At 74.3% G+C, this 19,747-nt stretch carries 18 protein-coding genes; 11 read left to right on the forward strand and 7 right to left on the reverse strand.

Annotated features, from left to right (window positions below):
* Window positions 1–20: 20 nt before the first annotated feature.
* Together mqo and HLI28_RS12545 are read right to left on the reverse strand one after the other, a co-directional pair.
* Window positions 21–1,589: a malate dehydrogenase (quinone) gene (gene mqo, locus HLI28_RS12540; RefSeq protein WP_171247910.1), complete on the reverse strand. Its 1,569-nt coding sequence runs from the start codon at window positions 1,587–1,589 to the stop codon at window positions 21–23.
* A 129-nt stretch (window positions 1,590–1,718) separates the two neighbouring features.
* Window positions 1,719–2,384: a pyridoxal 5'-phosphate synthase gene (locus tag HLI28_RS12545; RefSeq protein ID WP_171247911.1), complete on the reverse strand. Its 666-nt coding sequence runs from the start codon at window positions 2,382–2,384 to the stop codon at window positions 1,719–1,721.
* A 140-nt stretch (window positions 2,385–2,524) separates the two neighbouring features.
* Here HLI28_RS12545 and HLI28_RS12550 point away from each other — a divergent pair, with 140 nt between their 5' ends.
* A complete protein-coding gene (locus HLI28_RS12550; RefSeq protein WP_171247912.1) occupies window positions 2,525–3,250 on the forward strand; it encodes a hypothetical protein in 726 nt (241 codons plus the stop codon).
* 4 nt (window positions 3,251–3,254) lie between these two features.
* On the opposite strand, the gene HLI28_RS12555 is transcribed toward HLI28_RS12550, so the two are convergent.
* The gene (locus tag HLI28_RS12555; protein ID WP_171247913.1) at window positions 3,255–4,472 is read right to left on the reverse strand and encodes a GNAT family N-acetyltransferase; all 1,218 of its coding nucleotides are present in this window, start codon (window positions 4,470–4,472) and stop codon (window positions 3,255–3,257) included.
* Window positions 4,473–4,509: 37 nt separating this feature from the next.
* Between HLI28_RS12555 and HLI28_RS12560 the strand changes: the two genes are divergently transcribed.
* Both HLI28_RS12560 and HLI28_RS12565 read left to right on the forward strand, forming a co-directional pair.
* On the forward strand, window positions 4,510–5,859 hold the full coding sequence (locus tag HLI28_RS12560; protein ID WP_304604333.1) for an MFS transporter: 1,350 nt from the start codon (window positions 4,510–4,512) through the stop codon (window positions 5,857–5,859).
* A gap of 2 nt (window positions 5,860–5,861) precedes the next feature.
* Window positions 5,862–6,884: a Rossmann-fold NAD(P)-binding domain-containing protein gene (locus tag HLI28_RS12565; protein WP_216077756.1), complete on the forward strand. Its 1,023-nt coding sequence runs from the start codon at window positions 5,862–5,864 to the stop codon at window positions 6,882–6,884.
* A gap of 58 nt (window positions 6,885–6,942) precedes the next feature.
* Here the strand turns inward: HLI28_RS12565 and HLI28_RS15990 are convergent, their stop codons facing one another.
* Window positions 6,943–7,752: a DUF2599 domain-containing protein gene (locus HLI28_RS15990; RefSeq protein WP_216077727.1), complete on the reverse strand. Its 810-nt coding sequence runs from the start codon at window positions 7,750–7,752 to the stop codon at window positions 6,943–6,945.
* Window positions 7,753–7,873: 121 nt separating this feature from the next.
* Window positions 7,874–8,797, reverse strand: coding sequence for an NADP-dependent oxidoreductase (locus HLI28_RS12575; protein ID WP_171247915.1), 924 nt, complete (start codon window positions 8,795–8,797; stop codon window positions 7,874–7,876).
* Between the two features lie 139 nt (window positions 8,798–8,936).
* On the opposite strand from HLI28_RS12575, the gene HLI28_RS12580 reads away from it, so the two are divergent.
* Both HLI28_RS12580 and HLI28_RS12585 read left to right on the forward strand, forming a co-directional pair.
* Window positions 8,937–9,725, forward strand: coding sequence for a hypothetical protein (locus HLI28_RS12580; protein ID WP_171247916.1), 789 nt, complete (start codon window positions 8,937–8,939; stop codon window positions 9,723–9,725).
* Window positions 9,725–10,411, forward strand: coding sequence for a class F sortase (locus HLI28_RS12585; protein ID WP_171247917.1), 687 nt, complete (start codon window positions 9,725–9,727; stop codon window positions 10,409–10,411). Before HLI28_RS12580 ends, HLI28_RS12585 begins: the two co-directional genes overlap by 1 nt.
* Window positions 10,412–10,413: 2 nt before the next feature.
* On the opposite strand, the gene HLI28_RS12590 is transcribed toward HLI28_RS12585, so the two are convergent.
* Window positions 10,414–12,954 carry an ATP-dependent DNA ligase gene (locus HLI28_RS12590; RefSeq protein ID WP_171247918.1) on the reverse strand — a complete coding sequence of 847 codons (2,541 nt, stop codon included), beginning with the start codon at window positions 12,952–12,954 and terminating at the stop codon, window positions 10,414–10,416.
* Window positions 12,955–13,070: 116 nt separating this feature from the next.
* On the opposite strand from HLI28_RS12590, the gene HLI28_RS12595 reads away from it, so the two are divergent.
* From HLI28_RS12595 to ku, 3 genes are all read left to right on the forward strand, one after another.
* Window positions 13,071–13,937: an SGNH/GDSL hydrolase family protein gene (locus HLI28_RS12595; protein ID WP_171247919.1), complete on the forward strand. Its 867-nt coding sequence runs from the start codon at window positions 13,071–13,073 to the stop codon at window positions 13,935–13,937.
* A 69-nt stretch (window positions 13,938–14,006) separates the two neighbouring features.
* Window positions 14,007–14,228: an SCO4848 family membrane protein gene (locus HLI28_RS12600; RefSeq protein ID WP_171247920.1), complete on the forward strand. Its 222-nt coding sequence runs from the start codon at window positions 14,007–14,009 to the stop codon at window positions 14,226–14,228.
* A gap of 39 nt (window positions 14,229–14,267) precedes the next feature.
* Window positions 14,268–15,059, forward strand: a complete 792-nt coding sequence (gene ku / locus HLI28_RS12605; RefSeq protein WP_171247921.1) for a non-homologous end joining protein Ku — start codon at window positions 14,268–14,270, stop codon at window positions 15,057–15,059.
* Window positions 15,060–15,068: 9 nt separating this feature from the next.
* On the opposite strand, the gene HLI28_RS12610 is transcribed toward ku, so the two are convergent.
* On the reverse strand, window positions 15,069–15,599 hold the full coding sequence (locus HLI28_RS12610) for a TetR/AcrR family transcriptional regulator (protein ID WP_171247922.1): 531 nt from the start codon (window positions 15,597–15,599) through the stop codon (window positions 15,069–15,071).
* Between the two features lie 103 nt (window positions 15,600–15,702).
* On the opposite strand from HLI28_RS12610, the gene HLI28_RS12615 reads away from it, so the two are divergent.
* Genes HLI28_RS12615 through HLI28_RS12625 form a run of 3 tightly spaced genes read left to right on the forward strand, consistent with a single transcriptional unit; the run spans window position 15,703 to window position 19,737 of the window.
* Complete coding sequence (locus tag HLI28_RS12615) at window positions 15,703–17,253, forward strand: MFS transporter (RefSeq protein ID WP_171247923.1); 1,551 nt, start codon at window positions 15,703–15,705, stop codon at window positions 17,251–17,253.
* A 57-nt stretch (window positions 17,254–17,310) separates the two neighbouring features.
* A complete protein-coding gene (locus HLI28_RS15810) occupies window positions 17,311–19,017 on the forward strand; it encodes a metallophosphoesterase family protein (RefSeq protein ID WP_216077728.1) in 1,707 nt (568 codons plus the stop codon).
* Between the two features lie 21 nt (window positions 19,018–19,038).
* Window positions 19,039–19,737: a metal-dependent transcriptional regulator gene (locus tag HLI28_RS12625; RefSeq protein ID WP_171247924.1), complete on the forward strand. Its 699-nt coding sequence runs from the start codon at window positions 19,039–19,041 to the stop codon at window positions 19,735–19,737.
* Window positions 19,738–19,747 lie beyond the last annotated feature (10 nt).

Below are 19,747 nucleotides of genomic sequence, written 5' to 3' on the forward strand. Positions count from 1 at the left end.
GGGCCGTCGGGCGACCGCCGTCAGAAGCGGGAGTCCGCCCGGGACTCGTAGACGCTGGCGGGCAGCACGCCGTCGACCGGCTCCGGCAGCCCGGCCGCCGGCTCGTCCGCGGCGCTGGCCGTGGTGTCGATCTCGCGGGCGTCGGCGGGGACCCCGTCGAGGCTGGGCATCATCGCGGCGAGCTGCTGGCGCCAGGAGGGGAACTCCTCCGGGAAGCAGCGGTCGAGCACGTCGACCATCGCCGAGACCGCCGTGGAGGCGCCCGGCGATGCACCGAGCAGACCGGCGATGGAGCCGTCCGCGGCGGCGACGACCTCGGTGCCGAACTGCAGGACGCCCTTGCCGTCGGCGTCGCGCTTGATCACCTGGACGCGCTGGCCCGCGGTGATCTTCTCCCAGTCCTTGGGGTGCGCGGTCGGCATGAACTGCTGCAGGGAGTGGAACTTCGACTCCGGTGCGGCGGCGAGCTGGCCGAGCAGGTACTGGGTCAGGTCGATGTTCTTCAGGCCGGCGCCGAGCATCGAGGTGATGTTGTGCGCGCGCAGCGAGGTGATCAGCCCGAGGTACTTGCCCTTCTTGAGGTACTTCGGGCTGAAGCCGGCGTAGGGACCGAACATCAGGTAGCTCTTGCCGTCGACCACGCGGGTGTCGAGGTGCGGCACGGACATCGGCGGGGCGCCGACGTCGGCCTTGCCGTAGACCTTGGCGTGGTGGCGGGCGACGATCTCGGGGTTGTCGGTGCGCAGGAACTCCCCGGAGATCGGGAACCCGCCGAAGCCCTTGATCTCGGGGATGCCCGCGGACTGGAGCAGGGGGAGAGCCCCGCCGCCGGCGCCCACGAAGACGAACCGGGCGGTCACGGTGGAGGTGCGGCGCGGGGCGTTCCACGACCGGTCCTTGACCTTGAGCCGCCAGCGACGGTCCTTGGTCCGCTTCAGGGAGGTCACCTCGTGCTGCCGCTGCAGCTCGGCGCCGTGGCGCACCAGGTTGTCGACGAGCTGGCGGGTGAGGTTGCCGAAGTCCACGTCGGTCCCGGCCACGGACCGGGTGGCGGCGACGGGCTCGTCGGCGTCGCGGCCCTCGGTCAGCAGCGGGGTCCAGCGGGCGATCTCGGCGCGGTCGGTGGAGAACTCCATGTCGCGGAACAGCGGGTGCGCGGTCATGGTCGCGTGCCGCCGGCGCAGGAACTCCACGTTCTCGGCCCCGCGCACGAAGGTCATGTGCGGGGTGCGCTGGATGAAGGACTGGTCGGCGAGCTGGCCGGTGGCGAGCAGGTGCTGCCAGAGCTCGCGGGAGGTCTCGAACTGCTCGTTGATCTGCACCGCCTTGGAGATGTCGACGGTGCCGTCGGGCTTCTCCGAGGTGTAGTTCAGCTCGCACAGGGCGGCGTGGCCGGTACCCGCGTTGTTCCACGGGTTCGACGACTCCAGCGCCACGTCGTCGAGCCGCTCGATGATGCGGATCGACCAGGTCGGCTCGAGCTGCTGGATCAGGGTTCCGAGGGTGGCGCTCATGATGCCGCCGCCGACGAGGACGACGTCGACGGCGTCCGAGGGCCGCTGGCGGGGGGCTGTTTCGCGCGAAGTCACCGGGCCATGCTAGGTCGTTGGTGAAAACTGTCACAAAGAATGTGAACAACGTCACAAGGCGTCTGACCTGCAGTGATGCACGTCACACCGGGTCGGTCTCGTTCCCGCAGGTCAGGGGCGTGCGGTGCGTCAGGGCCACAGGAGCTCCGTGGTCCAGGCCTCCTCCTGCCCGCCGCGGCGGTACCGCACCCGCGTCTGTCCCGTGCCGCCGCCCGAGCGCCAGAACTCGACGGTCGTCGGCGCCAGGCACCATGCCGTCCACGTCGGCACCACCAGCTCCGGGTCCGCGCGCACCTCCGCCAGTGCGGCGGACCAGGCCTCGCGGTGGTCGGCCAGGTCGTCGAGGACCTCGCTCTGGTGGTCCACCAGCGCCGTGGCGCGGGACCCGGCCGACCGGCTCCGGAAGTCGGCGGCACCGGCCTCCGGGTGCGACGTCACGGCGCCGGTCACCCGGACCTGGCGCCCGACCCCCTGCCAGAGGAAGGTCAGGGCCGCGTGGGGGTTCGCGGCCAGGTCGCGGCCCTTGGGGCTGGTGGCGTGGCCGGCGAACCACCAGCCCGCGGAGCTGAGGTCCGTCAGCAGCACCGTCCGCGCGGCGACGGTGCCGTCGGCACCGGCCGTCGAGAGCGTCATCGCGTGCGGGGCGTGCAGTCCCGCGGCGGCGGCCTCGTCGAACCAGGTCTCGAACAGCTCGTGCGGGGTGCCCGGCAGGACCGAGATGTCGGTGAGCTCCCAGCCGGACAGGCCGTCGGGGAGGACCTGCAGGTCACGGAGTCGCGCGCGGAAGCTCGTCACTCCCTCACCGTAGCGACCGGAGGACCTCCGAGCGGGTGATCCTGCGTCCTTTTCCGCCCGTTGTGCGGTGTTCACTCTTGTGCACGGGTGCGGGACGGGCGACGATGAGGGCAGACCGTGCTGCTGCGCGAAGGAGAGCGATGACGTATCCACCGGGAGCCGTGGGCCGCCCCGAGGGTGGCGGGCGCATCGCGCGCCGCCGTCTCGAGCCGGGCAGCGGTGCCATGACGTCGGTCGCGACCCTCCTGCCTGCCGAACCGCCTCCGGCCCCGGGTCCGACCGGACCGGTCCCCGCCCGCGGCGCAGGTGTCAACGTGCAGATGGTCCTCGTGGCCGCGGCCCTGGTGATCGCCCTCGTGGCCACCGTCGGGGTCGCGATGCTCTGGTCGGCGAACCGCAAGCTCGCGTCCGAGGTGGACGCGGCCGTCGCCCAGTCCGAGCTGGCCGAGGCCGAGTCCGCCCGGCTGCGCGTCGCGCTCGAGGAGGCGCCGGACACGGCGACGGTCGAGGCGCTGGCCGGGCGGGTCGACGGTGTCGAGTCGTGGACCGGGATGCCTCAGGAGCTCGACGGCATGGACGACCTCCAGACGCGGCTGGTCGAGGTGTCCAACGGCATCGACAGCCTCGAGACGAACCTGGAGGACGGTCTGGGCGGGGTGCGCAACGACCTCGCGACGGTGCGCAACGACCTCTCCAGCGGCCCGCAACCGCCGTCCGCGGCGGACGTCGACGCCCTGCGGGGCGAGGTCGGCGCGCTCCGCGGCGACCTCAGCGCGCTGCGGTCCTCGATCGAGGGGATCCGGCAGGACGTCGGGGTGCTGTGCTGGGCGCTGGGCTACCGCAAGGACGTCTCCGCCTCCTGCTGAGCGCTCAGAAGTAGTCGCGCACGTGCACCGGGCGGCCGGTCCACAGCGCGTCCCAGACGGCGTCGTGGCCGTCGGGACCGTGCAGCTGCCCGGCCAGCCGGAGGTTCGCGCACGTCTGCGACCCGGCGTACGACTGCGCGAGACCGCCCGCGGTGAAGACCGGCCGGTCGGCCGGCGTGCGCGGGGCGGCGTCGTCGGGGTCCACCCGCACCGCACCGCCGGAGACGCGCAGGACCCAGGACCCCTCGAGGTCCGGCGTGCGCGGGTCGACCACCGCGAACGGCACCTCGGCGGTCCACGGCGCGAGCCGGGCCGAGCCGAGGGCGCCGGGGACGTCCAGCAGCCGCAGCATGTAGGGGCGTGACGTCGCCGTGGCGGCGTGGTCGGGCAGGACCAGACGGCTCACGTCGGCACCGGACCAGGCGCCCGAGGTCGAGATCCGGGCCGAGCCGACGACGGTGCCGAACGACGCCAGCACGAACCAGAGCGCACGGGCGGCGTCGGGGGAGAGCGCCACCAGGTCGTCGACCTCGAGCACGCCCGCGCGGTCGTACCCGGCGCCGCGGGTCCAGCTCACGAAACCCAGCACGCCGCCGTCGGCCGCGTCGACGGCCAGCGTGACACCGGTGTAGTCGGCGTCGGGGCCGACCAGGTCCTCGGCCTCCACGGCGAACGGTGCCTCGGTCCGGGTCAGCGGGCCGTTCTGCGCCGCGGCCCACCGTTCGTAGACCGCGCGGACCGCGGGGACGTCGGCCTCGGCTGCGCGCCGGGTCCGTACCCCCGGCGGCCGGCGCAGCGCGGCGAGCGCGGAGAGGGGCACGGTGATCTCGTCGTAGGACCCCACGATCTCGTACCCGAGGCCGCGGTAGACGCCCGGCGCGGACGGGTACAGCGTGGAGACCACCTCGCCGTGCTCCCGCGCCTCGGCCAGCGCCGCCGCCACGAGGGGACGCAGCAGCCCCGTCCCGCGGTGCTCCGCGGCGACCGTGACGCCGCCGAGGCCCGCGGTCGGCACCCGTGCGCCGTGGAACCAGGAGGTGAAGGACCGCACGGTGGCGCGGGCGGCGAGCCCGCCGTCCACCCACGCGCCCCACGGCCTCGACCCCGCCGGCGGCCATCCGTCGGCGTCCGGCACCGGGGCCGCGCCGCCGAAGGCCTCCTGCTGGAGCCGGCGGGAGGCCTCGGCATCGGCGAAGGGCAGCCGGCGGACGTCATGGCTCACATCACGACGATAGCCGGGCAGGCGTAGCGTGACGCTCGTGGACACGGCTGTGCAGCGACGCGTGCTGGTCGTCGCGATCCTCGCCTCGTTCGTCTCGTTCCTCGACGGGACCGTCGTCAACGTCGCCCTGCCCGCGATCGCGGACGAGCTCGGCGGTCCGGGCGAGGCCGGGCTCACGCTGCAGCAGTGGGTCGTCGACGGCTACCTCGTGACCCTGGGGTCGTTCATCCTGCTGGCCGGCTCGCTGTCCGACGTGCACGGTCGGCGGCGCGTCCTCCTCGTCGGGCTCATCGGCTTCGCCGCCGCCTCGGTCCTGTGCGCCGTCGCCCCCACCGGCCCGGTGCTGGTGGTGGCGCGGCTGCTGCAGGGCGTCGCCGGGGCCCTGCTGGTCCCGAGCTCGCTGGCGCTGATCATCTCGACGTTCGACGGTCCCGCGCAGGGGAGGGCGATCGGACGCTGGACGGCCTGGACCGGGACCGCGATGATCGTCGGCCCCTTCGTCGGCGGCGGGCTCGTCGACCTCATCTCGTGGCGGTGGGTGTTCTGGATCAACGTCCCCGTCGTCGTCGTCAACCTGGTGCTGCTCCGGCGCGTGCCGGAGGCCGAGGCCACGGTGCGGCGCCGGATCGACGTCCCCGGTGCCGCCCTGGCCGCGCTCGGGCTGGCCGCCGCCGTGCTCGGACTCATCGAGGAGTGGTGGCCCGTCGTGATCGTCGGCGCGGTGCTCCTGGCCGCCTTCGTCGTGGTCGAGCGGCGCGCCCCGGACCCGATGCTCCCGCCGCGCCTGTTCCGGTCGCGGACCTTCGCCTGGGGCAACGTGGCGACGTTCGCCGTGTACGGGGCGCTGGCCTTCGGCGGGTTCGTGCTGACGCTGTTCCTGCAGCAGGTCGCCGGGTACTCGGCCACCGCCGCCGGCGTCGCCCAGCTGCCGACGACCTTCGCGATGCTGGCGCTGTCGACCCTGTTCGGCACCCTGGCCGGGCGGTACGGCGCCCGCTGGTTCATGACGGTCGGGCCGATCGTCGCGGGCGGCGGGTTCCTGCTGATGCTGGGCATGGACGCGGAGGCCACCTACCTCACCCAGGTGCTGCCGGGCATCCTCGTGTTCGGCCTGGGACTGGCGATCACGGTCGCCCCGCTGACCTCGGCGATCCTCGGCGCGGTCCCGAGGGCCGACGCCGGGATCGCCTCGGCCGTCAACAACGCGGTCTCCCGGGTGGCCGGGCTGGTCGTCATCGCCTTCGCCGGTGTCATCCTCGGTGGCGTGCTCGACGTCGAGTCCTTCCACCGGGCGCTGCTGGTGACCGCGGGGCTGCTCGTCGCGGGCGGTCTGGTGAGCATGGTCGGGATCCGGGACACCCGGACCGCCCCGGAGGAGGTCACGTGAGGATGCTCGTGCTCGGCGGCACCGTGTTCCTGTCACGCGCCGTCGCCGCCTTCGCCGTCGCCCGCGGCCACGAGGTCGTCGCGGTGCACCGCGGCCGCTCCGGCACGGTGCCTGACGGCGTGCGCCAGGTCGTGCACGACCGTGCGGACCCGTTCCCGGCGGAGCTCGCGGGCGAGCCGTTCGACGCCGTCGTCGACGTCTCGCGCACCCCGTCGCACGTGCGGCGCGCCGTCGCGGCGTGGCCGGACGCGCACTGGGTGCTCGTGTCGACGATCAGCGTCTACGCGGACGTCGCCGACCCCGGTGGCCCGGGCGTCGGCCGGCTCGTCGAGGCCCAGCCGGAGGACGTCGACCTCGCCGCGGACCCCGCCGCGTACGGGCCGATGAAGGTCGCCTGCGAGGACGCGGTGCGCGACGGTGCGGCGAGCGCCACCGTCGTGCGGCCGGGACTCGTCGTGGGACCCGGCGACCCGTCCGGACGGTTCGCCTACTGGCCCGCCCGGATGCGGCGGGTGCTCGACGCCGGCCCCGACGACCCCGCGGCCGCGGACGTGCTGGCACCCGGGGACCCCGCCGACCGCGTCCAGGTGATCGACGTCCGCGACCTGGCCGTCTGGATCGTCGACCTGGCCGAGCACCGGGCGGTGGGGACGTTCGACGCCGTCGCACCGGCCGTACCGATCGGCGAGCTGCTGGCGGACGTCGCCCGCGGCTGCGGGGCCGCACCGCGCTGGCGCTGGGTGGACGGCGACCGCCTCACCGCGCTCGGTGTCCGCCCGTGGGCCGGGGAGCGGTCGCTGCCGCTGTGGCTGCCCCGCCCCGGGTACGACGGCATGGTGACCCACGCCGCGGACCCGGCGCTGCTGGCGGGTCTGTCCGTCCGACCGGTCGAGGAGACCGCTGCCGACGTGCTCGACTGGTTGCGCGCCGACCCCGAGGCCGCGGTGACCGGGCTGACCGCGGCGCAGGAGGCGGACGTGCTGGCCCGGTCGGGAGCCGACGAACCGGGCGCCCCGCACCGCTGACCGGGCACAGGAGCATCGCCTGCGCGCGCACCTGAGCGCCGCGACGGCCGGCGGTCGCTCAGGAACCCTCCACGGGGTTGCACCGGGCGGCCAGCACTGCGACCAGCCCGACGTCGGGTCGCCACGGCTCCAGGTTCCACGTGTCCTTGTCGGGGGCGCCGAGGGCGTGGCAGCGCAGCTGGTCGTGCATCGTGGCGGTGTCCGCCTCCGGGTCGGCGGCCGCGAGCTCCGCCCGCACGAGCTCGACGCCCGCCACCCCCGCCGACCGGGCCCACGCCGTCGGGTCGACGGCCAGGGACCGCCCGCCCTCGCGCTCGCCCCACGTCGCGTCGACGAGACCCCTGGTGCCCACCGTGGTGCTCACGTCGCCGGGATCGGACGTCCCGCCGTCGCCGGTCCGCACCAGCTCCACGTGCCGGGTGTCGACCTGCCGGAACACGGCGGGCCCGTCGGGCGCGCTCAGCCCGGCGACCGGCGTGCCGCCGTCGGGCGCGCCCAGCACGCCGACGCTGCCGTCCGCGTGCCGGACGAAGCCGCCCTCCGGCAGGGCGAAGGTCAGCGGGAGCGCGCCGGACGGGACGGTGAGCGCCGTCGTCGTGCCGGAGCCCTCGGGACGCGGTGCCGTGGAGTCCGTCCAGCGGCCCGCGAGCTCCAGCGGGAGCTCGCCGACCACGAGCTCGAGACGTGCCACGGGCGAGGGCGACGAGGGACTCGGCGCGGGCGGTGTGCTGCTCGTCGCGGGCGGTGAGGCCCGGGCGCCGTCGTCCTCCGGCCCGCCGTCGTTCCCCGGCGCGCACGACGTCAGCAGCAGGGCGAGGACGGCCGTCGCGGCCACGGGGCCGGGGACACCGCCGGGGGAGAGGCGCACGGTGCCAGTGTGCGGGGTCGTTCGCCCGACCTCGCGCCGACCGGCGGGTCGTGGCTCCGGACGCACGACGGCCCGGGGACGCACTGTGGCGTCCCCGGGCCGTCCGCGGGTGGTCGGGAGATCAGACCTTCACGACGATCTTGCCGCGCACGTGGCCGGTCTCGCTGGCCCGGTGCGCCGCGGCGGCGTCCGCCAGCTCGTAGATCTCGGCGACCTCGACGCCGACGGTGCCCTCGTCGATCAGCGCACCGAGCTCGGCGAGGTCCTCCGTCGAGGGACGGACCCACACGTACTGACCGCCGTGCTCGTCGCGGGCGGCCGGGTCGGCGATCGAGGAGATGGTGCCGCCGGGGGCGAGCACGTCCGCGCTGATCGCCACCGCGTCGCCGCCGACGTAGTCCAGCGCGACGTCGACGCCCTCGGGGGCCAGGGCCCGGACGCGGTCGGCCAGGCCGTCGCCGTACGTCACGGGCTCGGCACCGAGCGACCGCAGGAAGTCGTGGTTGCCCTCGCTCGCGGTGCCGATCACGCGGGCCCCGCGGGCCTTCGCGATCTGGACGGCGAACGAGCCGACGCCACCGGCCGCGGCGTGCACGAGCACCGTCTGGCCGGAGGTGACGCCGGCGCGCCGGATCGTCTGCAGCGCCGTCAGGCCGGTCAGCGGCACCGCGGCCGCCTCCTCGAAGCTGAGGGTCGACGGCTTCGGCGCCAGGGTGCGCACCGGAGCGGCGACCTTCTCGGCGAAGGTCCCGCCGTGCACCCAGTCCTTGCGGACGTAGCCGTAGACCTCGTCGCCCACGGAGTACTCGGGGGTGTCCAGGCCGACCTGCTCGACCACGCCGGCCACGTCCCAGCCCGGGACGACCGGGAACTGGGTGTCCAGCAGACCGTCGAGGTAGCCCTCGCGGACCTTCCAGTCGACGGGGTTGACCGAGGCCGCCTTCACGCGGACGACCACGACGTCCGCACCCGGGTGCGGGTCGGGCTGCTCGGTGAGCTCGAGGACGTCGGCGCTTCCGTACTGGGCATAGGTGATGGCTCGCATGTCACGGGCAACCGGGCACCTGCCGCGAGCATTCCGTGGCCTCGCGCACACCGGTCCGGATCCGGACCCATCCGCGGCGCGGGGTGCTCCGAACCCTCGACAGGTCGCGAACGCCGCGACCCGGACGAAGGGATTGATCATGAAGGCACGTACCCGCGCAGCGCTCGTCGCGCCCACCCTCTCGCTCGCCGGCCTGCTGGCCGTGACCGGACCGGCCGCCGCGGCTGACGGCACCGCCTCCGGCGACCTCACGCCGGTGCCGCTGAACGGCGTCGACGGCGGCGGCGACGCGATGGTCTGGGTCGACGGCACGACGCTCACGGTCGAGTTCGCGGCCTCGGGTCTGCTCGCCGGCAGCCCGCACGCCGCGCACCTGCACTACGGCGAGGACGCCGCGAACCAGTGCCCGACCGAGGCCGACGACGCCGACGGCTCGGGCACCATCACCACCACCGAGGGCGTGCCGTCCTACGGCTCCGTCCAGGTGTCCCTGACCACCGAGGGCGACACCTCCGGCGACTCGGCGCTCGCCGTCGACCGCTTCGACACCGCCGCGGGCGGCAGCATCGACTACCAACGCGGTGAGATCGAGGTCTCGCCGGACCTCGCCGACGACATCCTCGCCGGTGACGTGGCCCTGGTCGTCCACGGCGTCGACCACGACGGCAGCGGTGCCTACGACGGCGACACCCCCTCGGACCTCGACCCGTCGCTGCCGGCCGAGGCCACCGACCCGGCCCTGTGCGGCATCCTGGCCGCCTCGCAGATGGACGAGATGCCCGCCGGCGGCGTGCAGACCGGGACCGGCAGCACCGCCGGGACCGGGAACGCCGCCCTGATCGCCGGCGGTGGCGTCGCGCTGCTCGCCGGTGCGGGCGTGGGTGCCGGTCTGGTGGCCCGCCGTCGTCGCACGGCGCAGGACTCCTGATGCGTCGCCGACGCGTGGCCGTCGTCCTCGCCGCCGGGCTGGTGCTCGGCGGCGGGACGGCGGTCGCCGTCGGGTTCGGCGTCCAGGACGGGGAACCGGCCCCGGGCCCGGCCGCGGCGCCCGGCACGGCGGTCGCGGCGTCCCCGGACCCGGTCACGTCGTCTCGAGCGGTCCCTGCCCCGACGTCCGCGGCCCCGTCCGCGGCGTCGCCGTCGGCCGAGCCGCCACCGCAGGAGCGTGCCGCGCTGCCGGAGCGGGTGCGGATCCCGGCCGTCGGCGTCGACTCGGACCTGCTGTACCTGGGGCTGAACGACGACGGCACGATCGAGGTCCCCGCCGGGGACGACATCGACCGCGCCGCGTGGTTCGACGGTTCACCGCGCCCGGGCGAGGACGGCCCCGCCGTCATCGAGGGGCACGTCGACAGCCCGAACGGGCCGTCGGTCTTCTACCGGCTCGCGGAGCTGGAACCCGGCCAGGAGATCCACGTCGACCGCCGGGACGGCTCCACGGCGACGTTCGTCGTCGACCGGGTGGAGCAGTACCCCAAGAAGCAGTTCCCGACGCGCGCGGTGTACGCCAACACCGACGGGGCCGAGCTGCGGGTCATCACCTGCGGCGGGGCCTGGGACGCGGACTGGGGGCACTACGTGGACAACACGGTGGTCTACGCCCACGAGGTGTGAGCTCACTCGACCCGCACCGCGCGCGGGTCCTTGTCGCCGCGGATCCCGCGCCACACGGCGTGGCGCAGGCTCCCCTCGCCGGGGGCGTCGCCCGTCCAGCCCGTGTGGCGCACCTCGACGACCACGTCGGGGGAGACCCACCGGGCGCCGGCGGCGTCGATCGCCGGGACGTCGCCGACCGGCGCCGTCGGGCGCTCCTGCCCGGCGAGCCGGTCGGCGAGCTCGCGGCGCACGCGGTCGGAGAACCCGGTGCCCACCCGGCCCACGTACCGCCACCCGTCGTCCTCGACGGGCAGGGCCAGCAGCAGGCCACCCACGGAGCGGGGGTCCTCGGTGGGCGTGCCGACCCGCAGCGGACGCCAGCCGATCACCACGGCCTCCTGGGTCGGCGTGTGCTTGATCTTGAGCCATTCCCGCGACCGGTGTCCGGCCGTGTAGCCGGCGTGGCGCCGCTTGGCGACCAGGCCTTCCAGGCCGAGCCGGCGGGACTCGGCCAGGGCCTCCTCGGCCGTGCCCTCCAGCGCCGTCGGCACGTGGACGGGGGAGCGGGGGGAGACGACCCGTGCCAGGGCGGCGCGCCGCTCGTCGTAGGGGTGGTCCGTGATGTCGACCCCCGCGACCCGCAGCGCGTCGAAGAGCACCAGGTCGACGCCGACCCGCCGTCGCGCCCGGTCGACCTCGCGGGGCTTCGCGAGGTTGGCACGCTGCTGCAGACGACGGAAGCTCGGTCGCCCGTCGGGGTCCAGGGCGACGACCTCGCCGTCCAGGACGAGCGGGAGGTCCTCGGCGCGGACCATGCCCCCCACCGCCTGCAGCTCGGGGAAGGTCGGGGTCAGGTCCCGGCCCGACCGGGAGGTCAGCCGCACCCGCATTGGTGGTGCCCCGTGCCCGGCTGACGCCTCGTCCTCGGCCGACGCACGGTCCCCGTGCTGTGCGGACGCCTCGGGCGGCAGCACCTCGACGATCGTGCGGAAACCGTCCCACTTGGCCTCGAACGCCCAGTCGTCCGGGGTCAGCCGGGCCAGCTCCGCCTCGCTCGCGCTCGTCGCGAGCATCGGACGGGGCGCGGCCAGGGGTGCGGCCGACGGCGGCGGTGCGGCGGCGGACCCGCCGTCGGACGTCACCGGTGCGGCGTCGCCGGGCTGGGCCTTGGTGCGGTGGATCAGCCACGACTTCTCGTCGGCCCCGCCGCGTCCGCCGGTGCGGATCAGCGCGAGCCGCCGCGACCCGCGGCGCTCGCTGTGGAGGGTGACGATGACCTCGGCGCCCTCGCGCCACTTCTCCAGGTCGTAGGTCCCGGCGTCCCAGATCGTCACCTCCCCGGCGCCGTACTCGCCGGCCGGGATCGTGCCCTCGAAGTCGCCGTAGGCCAGGGGGTGGTCCTCGGTCTGCACGGCGAGATGGTTCTGCGCGGGGTCGGTGGGTTCCCCCTTCGGCAGCGCCCAGCTCACCAGGACACCCTCGTGCTCGAGCCGGAAGTCCCAGTGCAGACGGCGGGCGTGGTGCTCCTGGACGACGAACCTTGGCGGCGCGTCGGCGGGGCGGTCGGTGTCGCTGTCGAACGGTTCCGGGGTACGTCCCGGGTCACGTTTGGCGCGGTAGGTCTCCAGCCGCTCGAACGACGCCAGGTGCTCCGGCGTCGGCTCGAGGCGGTCCAGGTGACCGGCCAGCAGCGGGGCCAGCAGGTCACCGTCGCGGTCGACGCGCTCCAGCACCTCGGGGTAGGTGAGCTGGCCGAGGTCCGGGTCGTCGAGCTCGTCCCAGGTGCGGGGCGCGGCGACGGTCGGGCGTTCCCGGCCGCGCAGCGAGTACGGCGTGATGGTGGTCTTGGACCCGTTGTTCTGCGACCAGTCGACGAACACCTTGCCGGCCCGCAGCGACCGCTTCATCTCGGCGACCACGTGGTCGGGGTGCTCGGTGGCGAGGTGCTGCGCGAGCTCCTTGGCGACGGCGGAGACGTCGTCGCTGGTGAGGTGACCGTGCGGTCCGGTGAGCGGTGCGTACAGGTGCAGGCCCTTGGACCCGCTGGTCACGGGCAGCAGCTCCAGGCCCATGCCGGCGAGGATGTCGCGGGCCCACCGGGCGACCCGGGCGCACTCGGGCAGCCCGACGCCGGGACCCGGGTCGAGGTCCAGCACCAGGCGGTCCGGGGGCAGCGGGTCACCGGTGCGCCCGAACCGCCACTGCGGGACGTGGATCTCCAAGGTGGCGGTCTGGCCCAGCCAGGTGAGCGTGGCCAGGTCGTCGACGAGCACGTAGTCGTTGACGGAGTGCCGGTGCCGGATGGTGCGCCGCGGCACCCAGTCGGGGGTGGAGGCGTCGAGGTTCTTCTGGAAGAACGACTGGCCCTCGACGCCGTCGGGCCACCTCTTGCGGGTGGCCGGCCGGTGCGCCGCGTGCGGGACGAGGACGTCCGCGACCCGGGCGAGGTACTGCAGCACCTCGCCCTTGGTGGTGCCGGTGGCGGGGTACAGCACCTTGTCCAGGTTCGTCAGGGTCAGGCTGCGCCCCTCCACCGACACGCGCTGGGGCTGCCGGCTCACGTGTTCATCCTGGCCATGGATCTGCCGCGATGCCTTGTGGACGGAGTCGCAGATCGTGATACTCGGTACCGGTGCTCACCGTCGAGCGCCGGACGAAACAACGAAGGAGTTGTCTCATGCCCCTCGCCCCCCGTCGACGGTTGGCCGCCGCGCTCGCGTCCGCCACCGTCCTCGTCGCCGGCTGCCTCGTCCCGGCGGCCGCGGCCGCCCCGCCCCCCGAGGAGTACGTCGCCCTCGGCGACTCCTACTCGGCCGGGTCCGGCATCCTGCCGCTGGCCCCCGACGCCCGACCGGTCTGCCTGCAGAGCACCCGCAACTACCCGCACCTGGTGGCCGACCGGATCGGTGCGGACCTGACGGACGTGAGCTGCTCTGGTGCCGAGACGGGGGACCTCTACCGGAACCAGCACCTGTTCGTGCCCGCCCAGCTCGACGCGCTCACCTCCAAGACCGACGTCGTCACGCTGACCATCGGCGGCAACGACAACAGCACGTTCATCAGCGCCATCCTCAAGTGCGGGTCGCTGGGCGCGCTCACGGTGGGCTTCGGCAGCCCGTGCAAGAACACCTACGGGAGCCACTTCACCGACCAGGTCGAGCAGGTCACCTACCCCGCCGTGCGGCAGGCCCTGCTGGACATCCAGGAGCGCGCGCCGAAGGCCGAGGTCGCCATCGTGGGCTACCCCTGGATCGTGCCGGCGGAGAAGGGGTGCTTCGCCAAGATGTCGATCGCGCAGGGTGACATCCCCTACCTGCGCGACCTGCAGGCCACCCTCAACGGCGTGATCGAGCAGGCCGCCGCCGAGACGGGGGCGACGTTCGTCGACATGGCGGAGCGCAGCGAGGGCCGTGACGCCTGCGCGCCGTACGGGGAGCGCTGGATCGAGCCGATCCTGTTCGGCACCAACGTCGTGCCGGTGCACCCGAACGCGCTCGGCGAGGCGGGGATGGCCGAGGCCGTCCTCGCGACGCTCGGGCGCTGAGGAACCGCGGGGCGGCGCGCTCACCGGCGCGTCGCCCCGCGCCCTGCCCCGGGTGGGATACTCGTCGCCGTGGAGATCCCCGTCGCCTGGTCGCTCGTGCTCGTCGTCGCCGCCGTGTGGAACCTCGTGGTGTGGCCGCCGTTCTGGAAGCGGGTCACGCGCGACCCGCGGGCCCGTGACGACGCCGGGCGGCCCACCCGCTTCTACACCGTCCACGCCGTGCTGGTGGGGATCTCCCTGCTCCTGGGTGTCCTCGTCGGTGTCGTGGGGGTCCTCGGCCTGCTCGGCTGACCGGTCGCGTCCGGTGACCGCCCGCGTGACCATGGGGTGATGAGGGCGATCTGGAAGGGCGCCGTGACGTTCGGGCTCGTGAACGTCCCGGTGAAGATCTACAGCGCCACCGAGGACCACGACGTGTCGCTGCACCAGGTGCACGACGCCGACGGCGGCCGCATCCGCTACCGGCGCGTGTGCGAGGTGTGCGGCGAGACGGTGCCGTACGAGCACATCGACAAGGCCTACGACGACGGCGAGCACGTCGTGGTGCTGACCCGGGCGGACTTCGCCGCGCTACCGGCGGAGTCGAACCGCGAGATCGAGGTCGTCGAGTTCGTCCCCAGCGACCAGGTCGACCCGATCCTGCTCGACCGGTCCTACTACCTCGAGCCGGACTCGAAGAGCCCGAAGGCCTACGTGCTGCTGCGCCGCACGCTCGAGGAGACCGACCGCACCGCGATCGTGAAGTTCGCGCTGCGTCAGCGCACCCGGCTGGCGGCGCTGCGCGTGCGCGAGGAGGTGCTCACGCTGCAGACGCTGCTGTGGGCCGACGAGATCCGGGCGGCGGAGTTCCCCGCGCTCGACGGGTCGACGTCGGTGAGCGACAAGGAGCTGGCGATGTCCGCCCAGCTCGTGTCGGCCTACGAGGCGGACTTCGCGCCCGAGGAGTACACCGACGAGTATCAGGCCCAGCTGCGGCAGCTCATCGACGCGAAGATCGAGCAGGGCGACACGATGGACGCCGCCGAGACCTTCGGCGAGCAGCCGGAGGGTGAGGGGGCCGAGGTCGTCGACCTGATGGAGGCGCTGCGCCGCTCGGTCGAGGCCCAGCGCCGGACGGGCTGACGGCCGGCGTCAGCCCGTGGTCGTCCGACGCAGGCTGTCGACGAGGGTGAGCAGCTCCTCCAGCGGCGGCGGTGCGGCGCCCAGCGACGTGCGGTGGTAGATCCCGTCGGACAGCAGCACGACCGCCCGGGCGACGGCGGGGTCACCGACCTCCTCGACGACGGCGTCGGTCCACGCCTGCTCGGCCGCGTCCAGCGCCCCGCGGGCCCGGGGGTACGCACCGCGGGCCAGCTCGGCGACCGCGAGGTAGGCACGGTCGAACTCGTGGCCGACGTCGGAGGAGGTGCGCAGCAGGTAGTGCACCGGGCCCTCGCGATCCGCGCGCATCGCGGCCGCGTCGGCGGCGATGAGGTCGGTGAGATGCTCGACGAGCCCGTCGACCAGGGCGTCCTTGGACCCGAAGTGGTAGAGCAGGCCGCCCTTGGAGACGCCGGCGTGGTCGGCGACCGCGTCGAGGGTGGCGGACCGTTCCCCGGAGGTGACGAGGAGGTCGGTGAACGCCTCGAGCACCTTTGCTCGAGCTGCGGGAGGGGGAGGCATGGTTGCACCCTACCGGCGGAATCGTTACTGTACCGACTAGACGGTGCAGAAGTCCGACGCGACGCGTCGCCCTGGCCGTCCCGTGCTCGTGAAAGGCCTCCCCATGGCTCAGATCCTCACGGCACCGGCCTCCTCGACGACGACCCCCGCCACCGTTCCCGCGGCCACCCCGGCCGCCCCGGTGCGGCGGTGGGTCGCGCTCGCCGTGCTCATGCTGCCGGTGCTCCTCGTGTCCATCGACAACACCGTCCTCAGCTTCGCGCTGCCGCAGATCTCGGCCGCGCTCGAACCCGGCGGCACCCAGCTGCTGTGGATCGTCGACGTCTACTCGCTCGTGCTGGCCGGCCTGCTCGTCCCCCTGGGCTCCGTCGCCGACCGCGTGGGCCGCCGCCGCCTGCTGCTGACCGGGGCCGCCGGCTTCGCCGCCGTGTCCGCCCTGGCCGCCTTCGCGCCCAGCGCCGGAGCGCTCCTGGTCGCCCGGGCGGGCCTCGGGTTCTTCGGCGCCATGCTCATGCCCTCGGTGCTGTCGCTGCTGCGCAACGTCTTCACCGACCGCACCGAGCGCCGGCTCGCCGTCGCCGTCTTCGCGTCCACGTTCACCGTGGGGTCCGCCGTCGGCCCGATCGTCGGTGGCGTGCTGCTCGAGCACTTCTGGTGGGGCTCGGTCTTCCTGCTCGCGGTGCCGGTGCTCGCGCTGCTGGTCGTCCTGGCACCCGTGTTCGTGCCCGAGTCCCGCGACCCGGCGCCCGGCCGCGTCGACCCGGTGTCCATCGCGCTCGTCATGGCCGCGATGCTGACGGTCGTGCTCGGGATCAAGACGCTGGCCAAGGGCGACCTCCTCGGTCTCGCGGAGCTCACCGTGGGCCTGGGTGTCGGGGCGGTGTTCGTCCGTCGCCAGCTCCGGCGGCCGGACCCGATGCTCGACGTGCGGCTGTTCGCCCACACCGCGTTCACCGGCAGCGTGCTGGTCAACCTGCTGTCCGTCTTCGCGCTCGTGGGATTCCTCTTCTTCGTCTCCCAGGACCTGCAGCTCGTCCTCGGTCTGTCCCCGGTCCAGGCCGGGCTCGTCCTCGTGCCGGGCACGGTGACCACGGTCGCGGCGGGGCTGTCGGTGGTGCGTCTCGTGCGGCGTGTCCGGCCCGCGGTGATCGTCGCCTCCGGGCTCGCGGTGTCGGCCACCGGCTACCTCGTGACCGCTCTGGTCGCGGGGCGCGGCGAGGCGGGCTGGATCGCGCTGGCGTTCGTGGTGCTCGCGCTCGGTGTCGGGATGGCCGAGACGATCTCGAACGACCTCATCGTCTCCAGCGTCCCGGCCGAGAAGGCCGGCGCCGCCTCGGCGATCTCCGAGACGGCGTACGAGCTGGGCGCGGTGCTCGGCACGGCCGTGCTCGGCGGAATCCTCACGGCCTCGTACCAGGCGGGCGTCCGGGTGCCCGACGGCGTGGCGCCCGGCGCCGCGGCGCGGGCGACCGAGACGCTCGGCGGGGCGACGAACGTCGCGGCGACGCTGCCCCCCGGCCAGGCCCGTGCCCTGCTCGACTCGGCGCACGCCGCCTTCGGCAGCGGGGTCGTGACGACCTCGGTCATCGGCCTCGTCGCGGTGCTCGCCGCCGCCGGCGTCGCCCTGGTGACGTTGCGGCGCGCCACCGCCTGACCGGCCGGCGGGGCCGTGGACGGAACGCCGCGGGATCGGTGTCAGGATGGTGGCACGATGACCGATCGCCGTGAACCGCCCCGCTGGCTGCGTTGGACCCTGGTGGCCTCCGCGGCCGTCCTCGCCTGCCTCGTCTACGGGGTCACGACCGCGTCGGCCGAGCTCAACCTCGGCCCGCACGAGGCCCTCTACGAGGTCGACACCGACGGCCTGGTGGTGACCGACCTGGGCCCGCTGGGCACCCTCGAGATCGACTCGCCCCTGCCGCTCGGCCTGGGGGCGGACATCACGGTCAAGGAGATCCCGGCGGACCTCACGGCCGTCGACCAGGCCTCGACGCTGGACCGCCTGGTCGGCGACCTCGACCGCTACCTGCAGTTCTACGACAGCCCCGAGATCACCATCGACGCCGCCACCCGGGCGCTCGTGGCCTCGGCGATCCGCCGGTCCGTGGCGGCGCTCGTCGTCGTGGGGCTGGCCGGGTGGGGCCTGAGCGCCCTGCTGGGCCGACGCCGTCGGAAGGAGCTCTCGGCGGTGCTGGTGCCGCGGACCTGGCAGCTCACCGCCGGGGTGGTCGTCGTGGCGGTCGTGGGGGCGACGGTCGTGTCCGGCGACGAGGCACCCGTGCGGTCCGGTCGTCCGGCGTCCGAGGTGTTCGCCGGGACGGCGCTGGAGGGCGCGCGCATCACCGGGCGGCTGGCGTCCGTGGTCGACACCTACGGCGGCCAGCTCCTGGAGCTGTACGACGACAACGAGGCCTTCTACGCCGCCGCCGACGACGACCTGCACCAGGCGTGGCGGTCCTGGCTGATCCGGGACGCGGTGCGGACCAACCTCGGCGACGTGGCCGCGCCCGGCGACGAGGTGGTGACGATGCTCGTGGTCTCCGACCTGCACTGCAACACCGGCATGTCGACCCTGATCAACTCCGCCGCGACGCTGGCCGGCGCCGACGTCGTGCTCAACGCCGGGGACACCACGATGAACGGCACGGCCGTCGAGAAGGCGTGCGTCGACTCGTTCGCCGCGGCGGTCCCGGACGGCGTGCCGATGATCGTCGCGGACGGCAACCACGACTCGGTCCTGACCTCCGAGCAGGAGGCCGCGCACGGCCAGACGGTGCTCGACGGGTCCGTCGTCGAGGTGGCGGGCGTGCGCATCCTGGGCGACCGCGACGCGCTGGAGACCCGCATCGGCGAGGGGACGTCGGTCGCGCGCGAGCGGACCCCGGCGGAGCAGGCGGAGGACCTGGCCGAGACGGCGTGCGAGGACGGTGACGTCGACCTGCTGCTGGTGCACACGCCGGTGGTGGGGACCCCCGCCCTGGAGTCCGGCTGCGTGCCGTTCCAGGTCTCGGGGCACACGCACCGTCGGGCCGGTCCGGAGCAGGTGGGGCAGGGGATGCGGTACGTGTCCGCCAGCACGGCGGGCGCCGCGTCGGGCCAGGCGACCGTCGGGCCGCTGCGCGGGACGGCCGAGATGACGCTGCTGCGCGTCGATCCCGAGGAGGGTCGCGTGATCGACGTCCAGGTCATCACGGTGGACCCGGACGGCCAGGCCACGGTGCACGACCGGGAACCGGTGCCGCCCGTGGTGCCCGCCGTGGGCCAGCTCGACCGCACGACGCCGTCGGAGGGTCCGTTCGACACGTCGCAGGACGACGCCTCGTCCTCCCCGGACCCGACGGAGACGGGCGGCGCGACCGGGGACGACGAGGTGCGGCCCTCGCCCTCGGCGAGCCCGGTCGGCCCGATCGCGCCGTAGGCCACCACGTAGGCTGCGGGTGTGAACGACACCGACACCGCCGGCCCGGCCGACCTGACGCCGGTGGCGCAGGACTACCTCAAGGCGATCTGGTCCGCGCAGGAGTGGACCGACGACAAGGTCACGACCGGCCTGCTCGCCGACCGCCTCGGTGTCGGGCCGTCCACCGTCTCCGAGACCGTCCGCCGCCTGACGGCGCAGGGGCTGCTCGGCCACGAGCCCTACGGCGGTGTCTGGCTCACCGAGGAGGGGAGCCGCCACGCGTTGACGATGGTCCGGCGTCACCGGTTGCTCGAGACCTGGCTGGTCCGTGAGCTCGGCTACGGCTGGGACGAGGTGCACGACGAGGCCGAGGTCCTCGAGCACGCGGTCTCCGACCGCCTGGTCGAGCGGATCGACGCCCGGCTGGGCCACCCCGTCCGTGACCCGCACGGCGACCCGATCCCGACCGCGGACGGGCGCGTGGTGCGCCCCGACGCCGTCCCTCTGGCGGACCTGGCCGAGGGGGAGCGGGGTGCGGTGGCCCGGATCTCGGACGCCGACCCGGACGCGCTGCGCTACCTCGCCGGCCTCGGCCTGGAGCTCGACGTCGAGGTCACGGTCGAGCGACGCCGTGACTACGCCGGGACGCTCTCCCTGACCTGGACCGGTCCGGACGGGCCGGTGGCGGTGGACCTGGGTCACCTCGCGGCCTCGCGCGTCCGGGTGGTCCGCGCGTAGGCTGGTCGGC

Origin of the sequence: Isoptericola sediminis (assembly GCF_013085345.1) — a bacterium.
In the GTDB taxonomy this organism is placed as follows: Bacteria; Actinomycetota; Actinomycetes; order Actinomycetales; family Cellulomonadaceae; genus Isoptericola; species Isoptericola sediminis.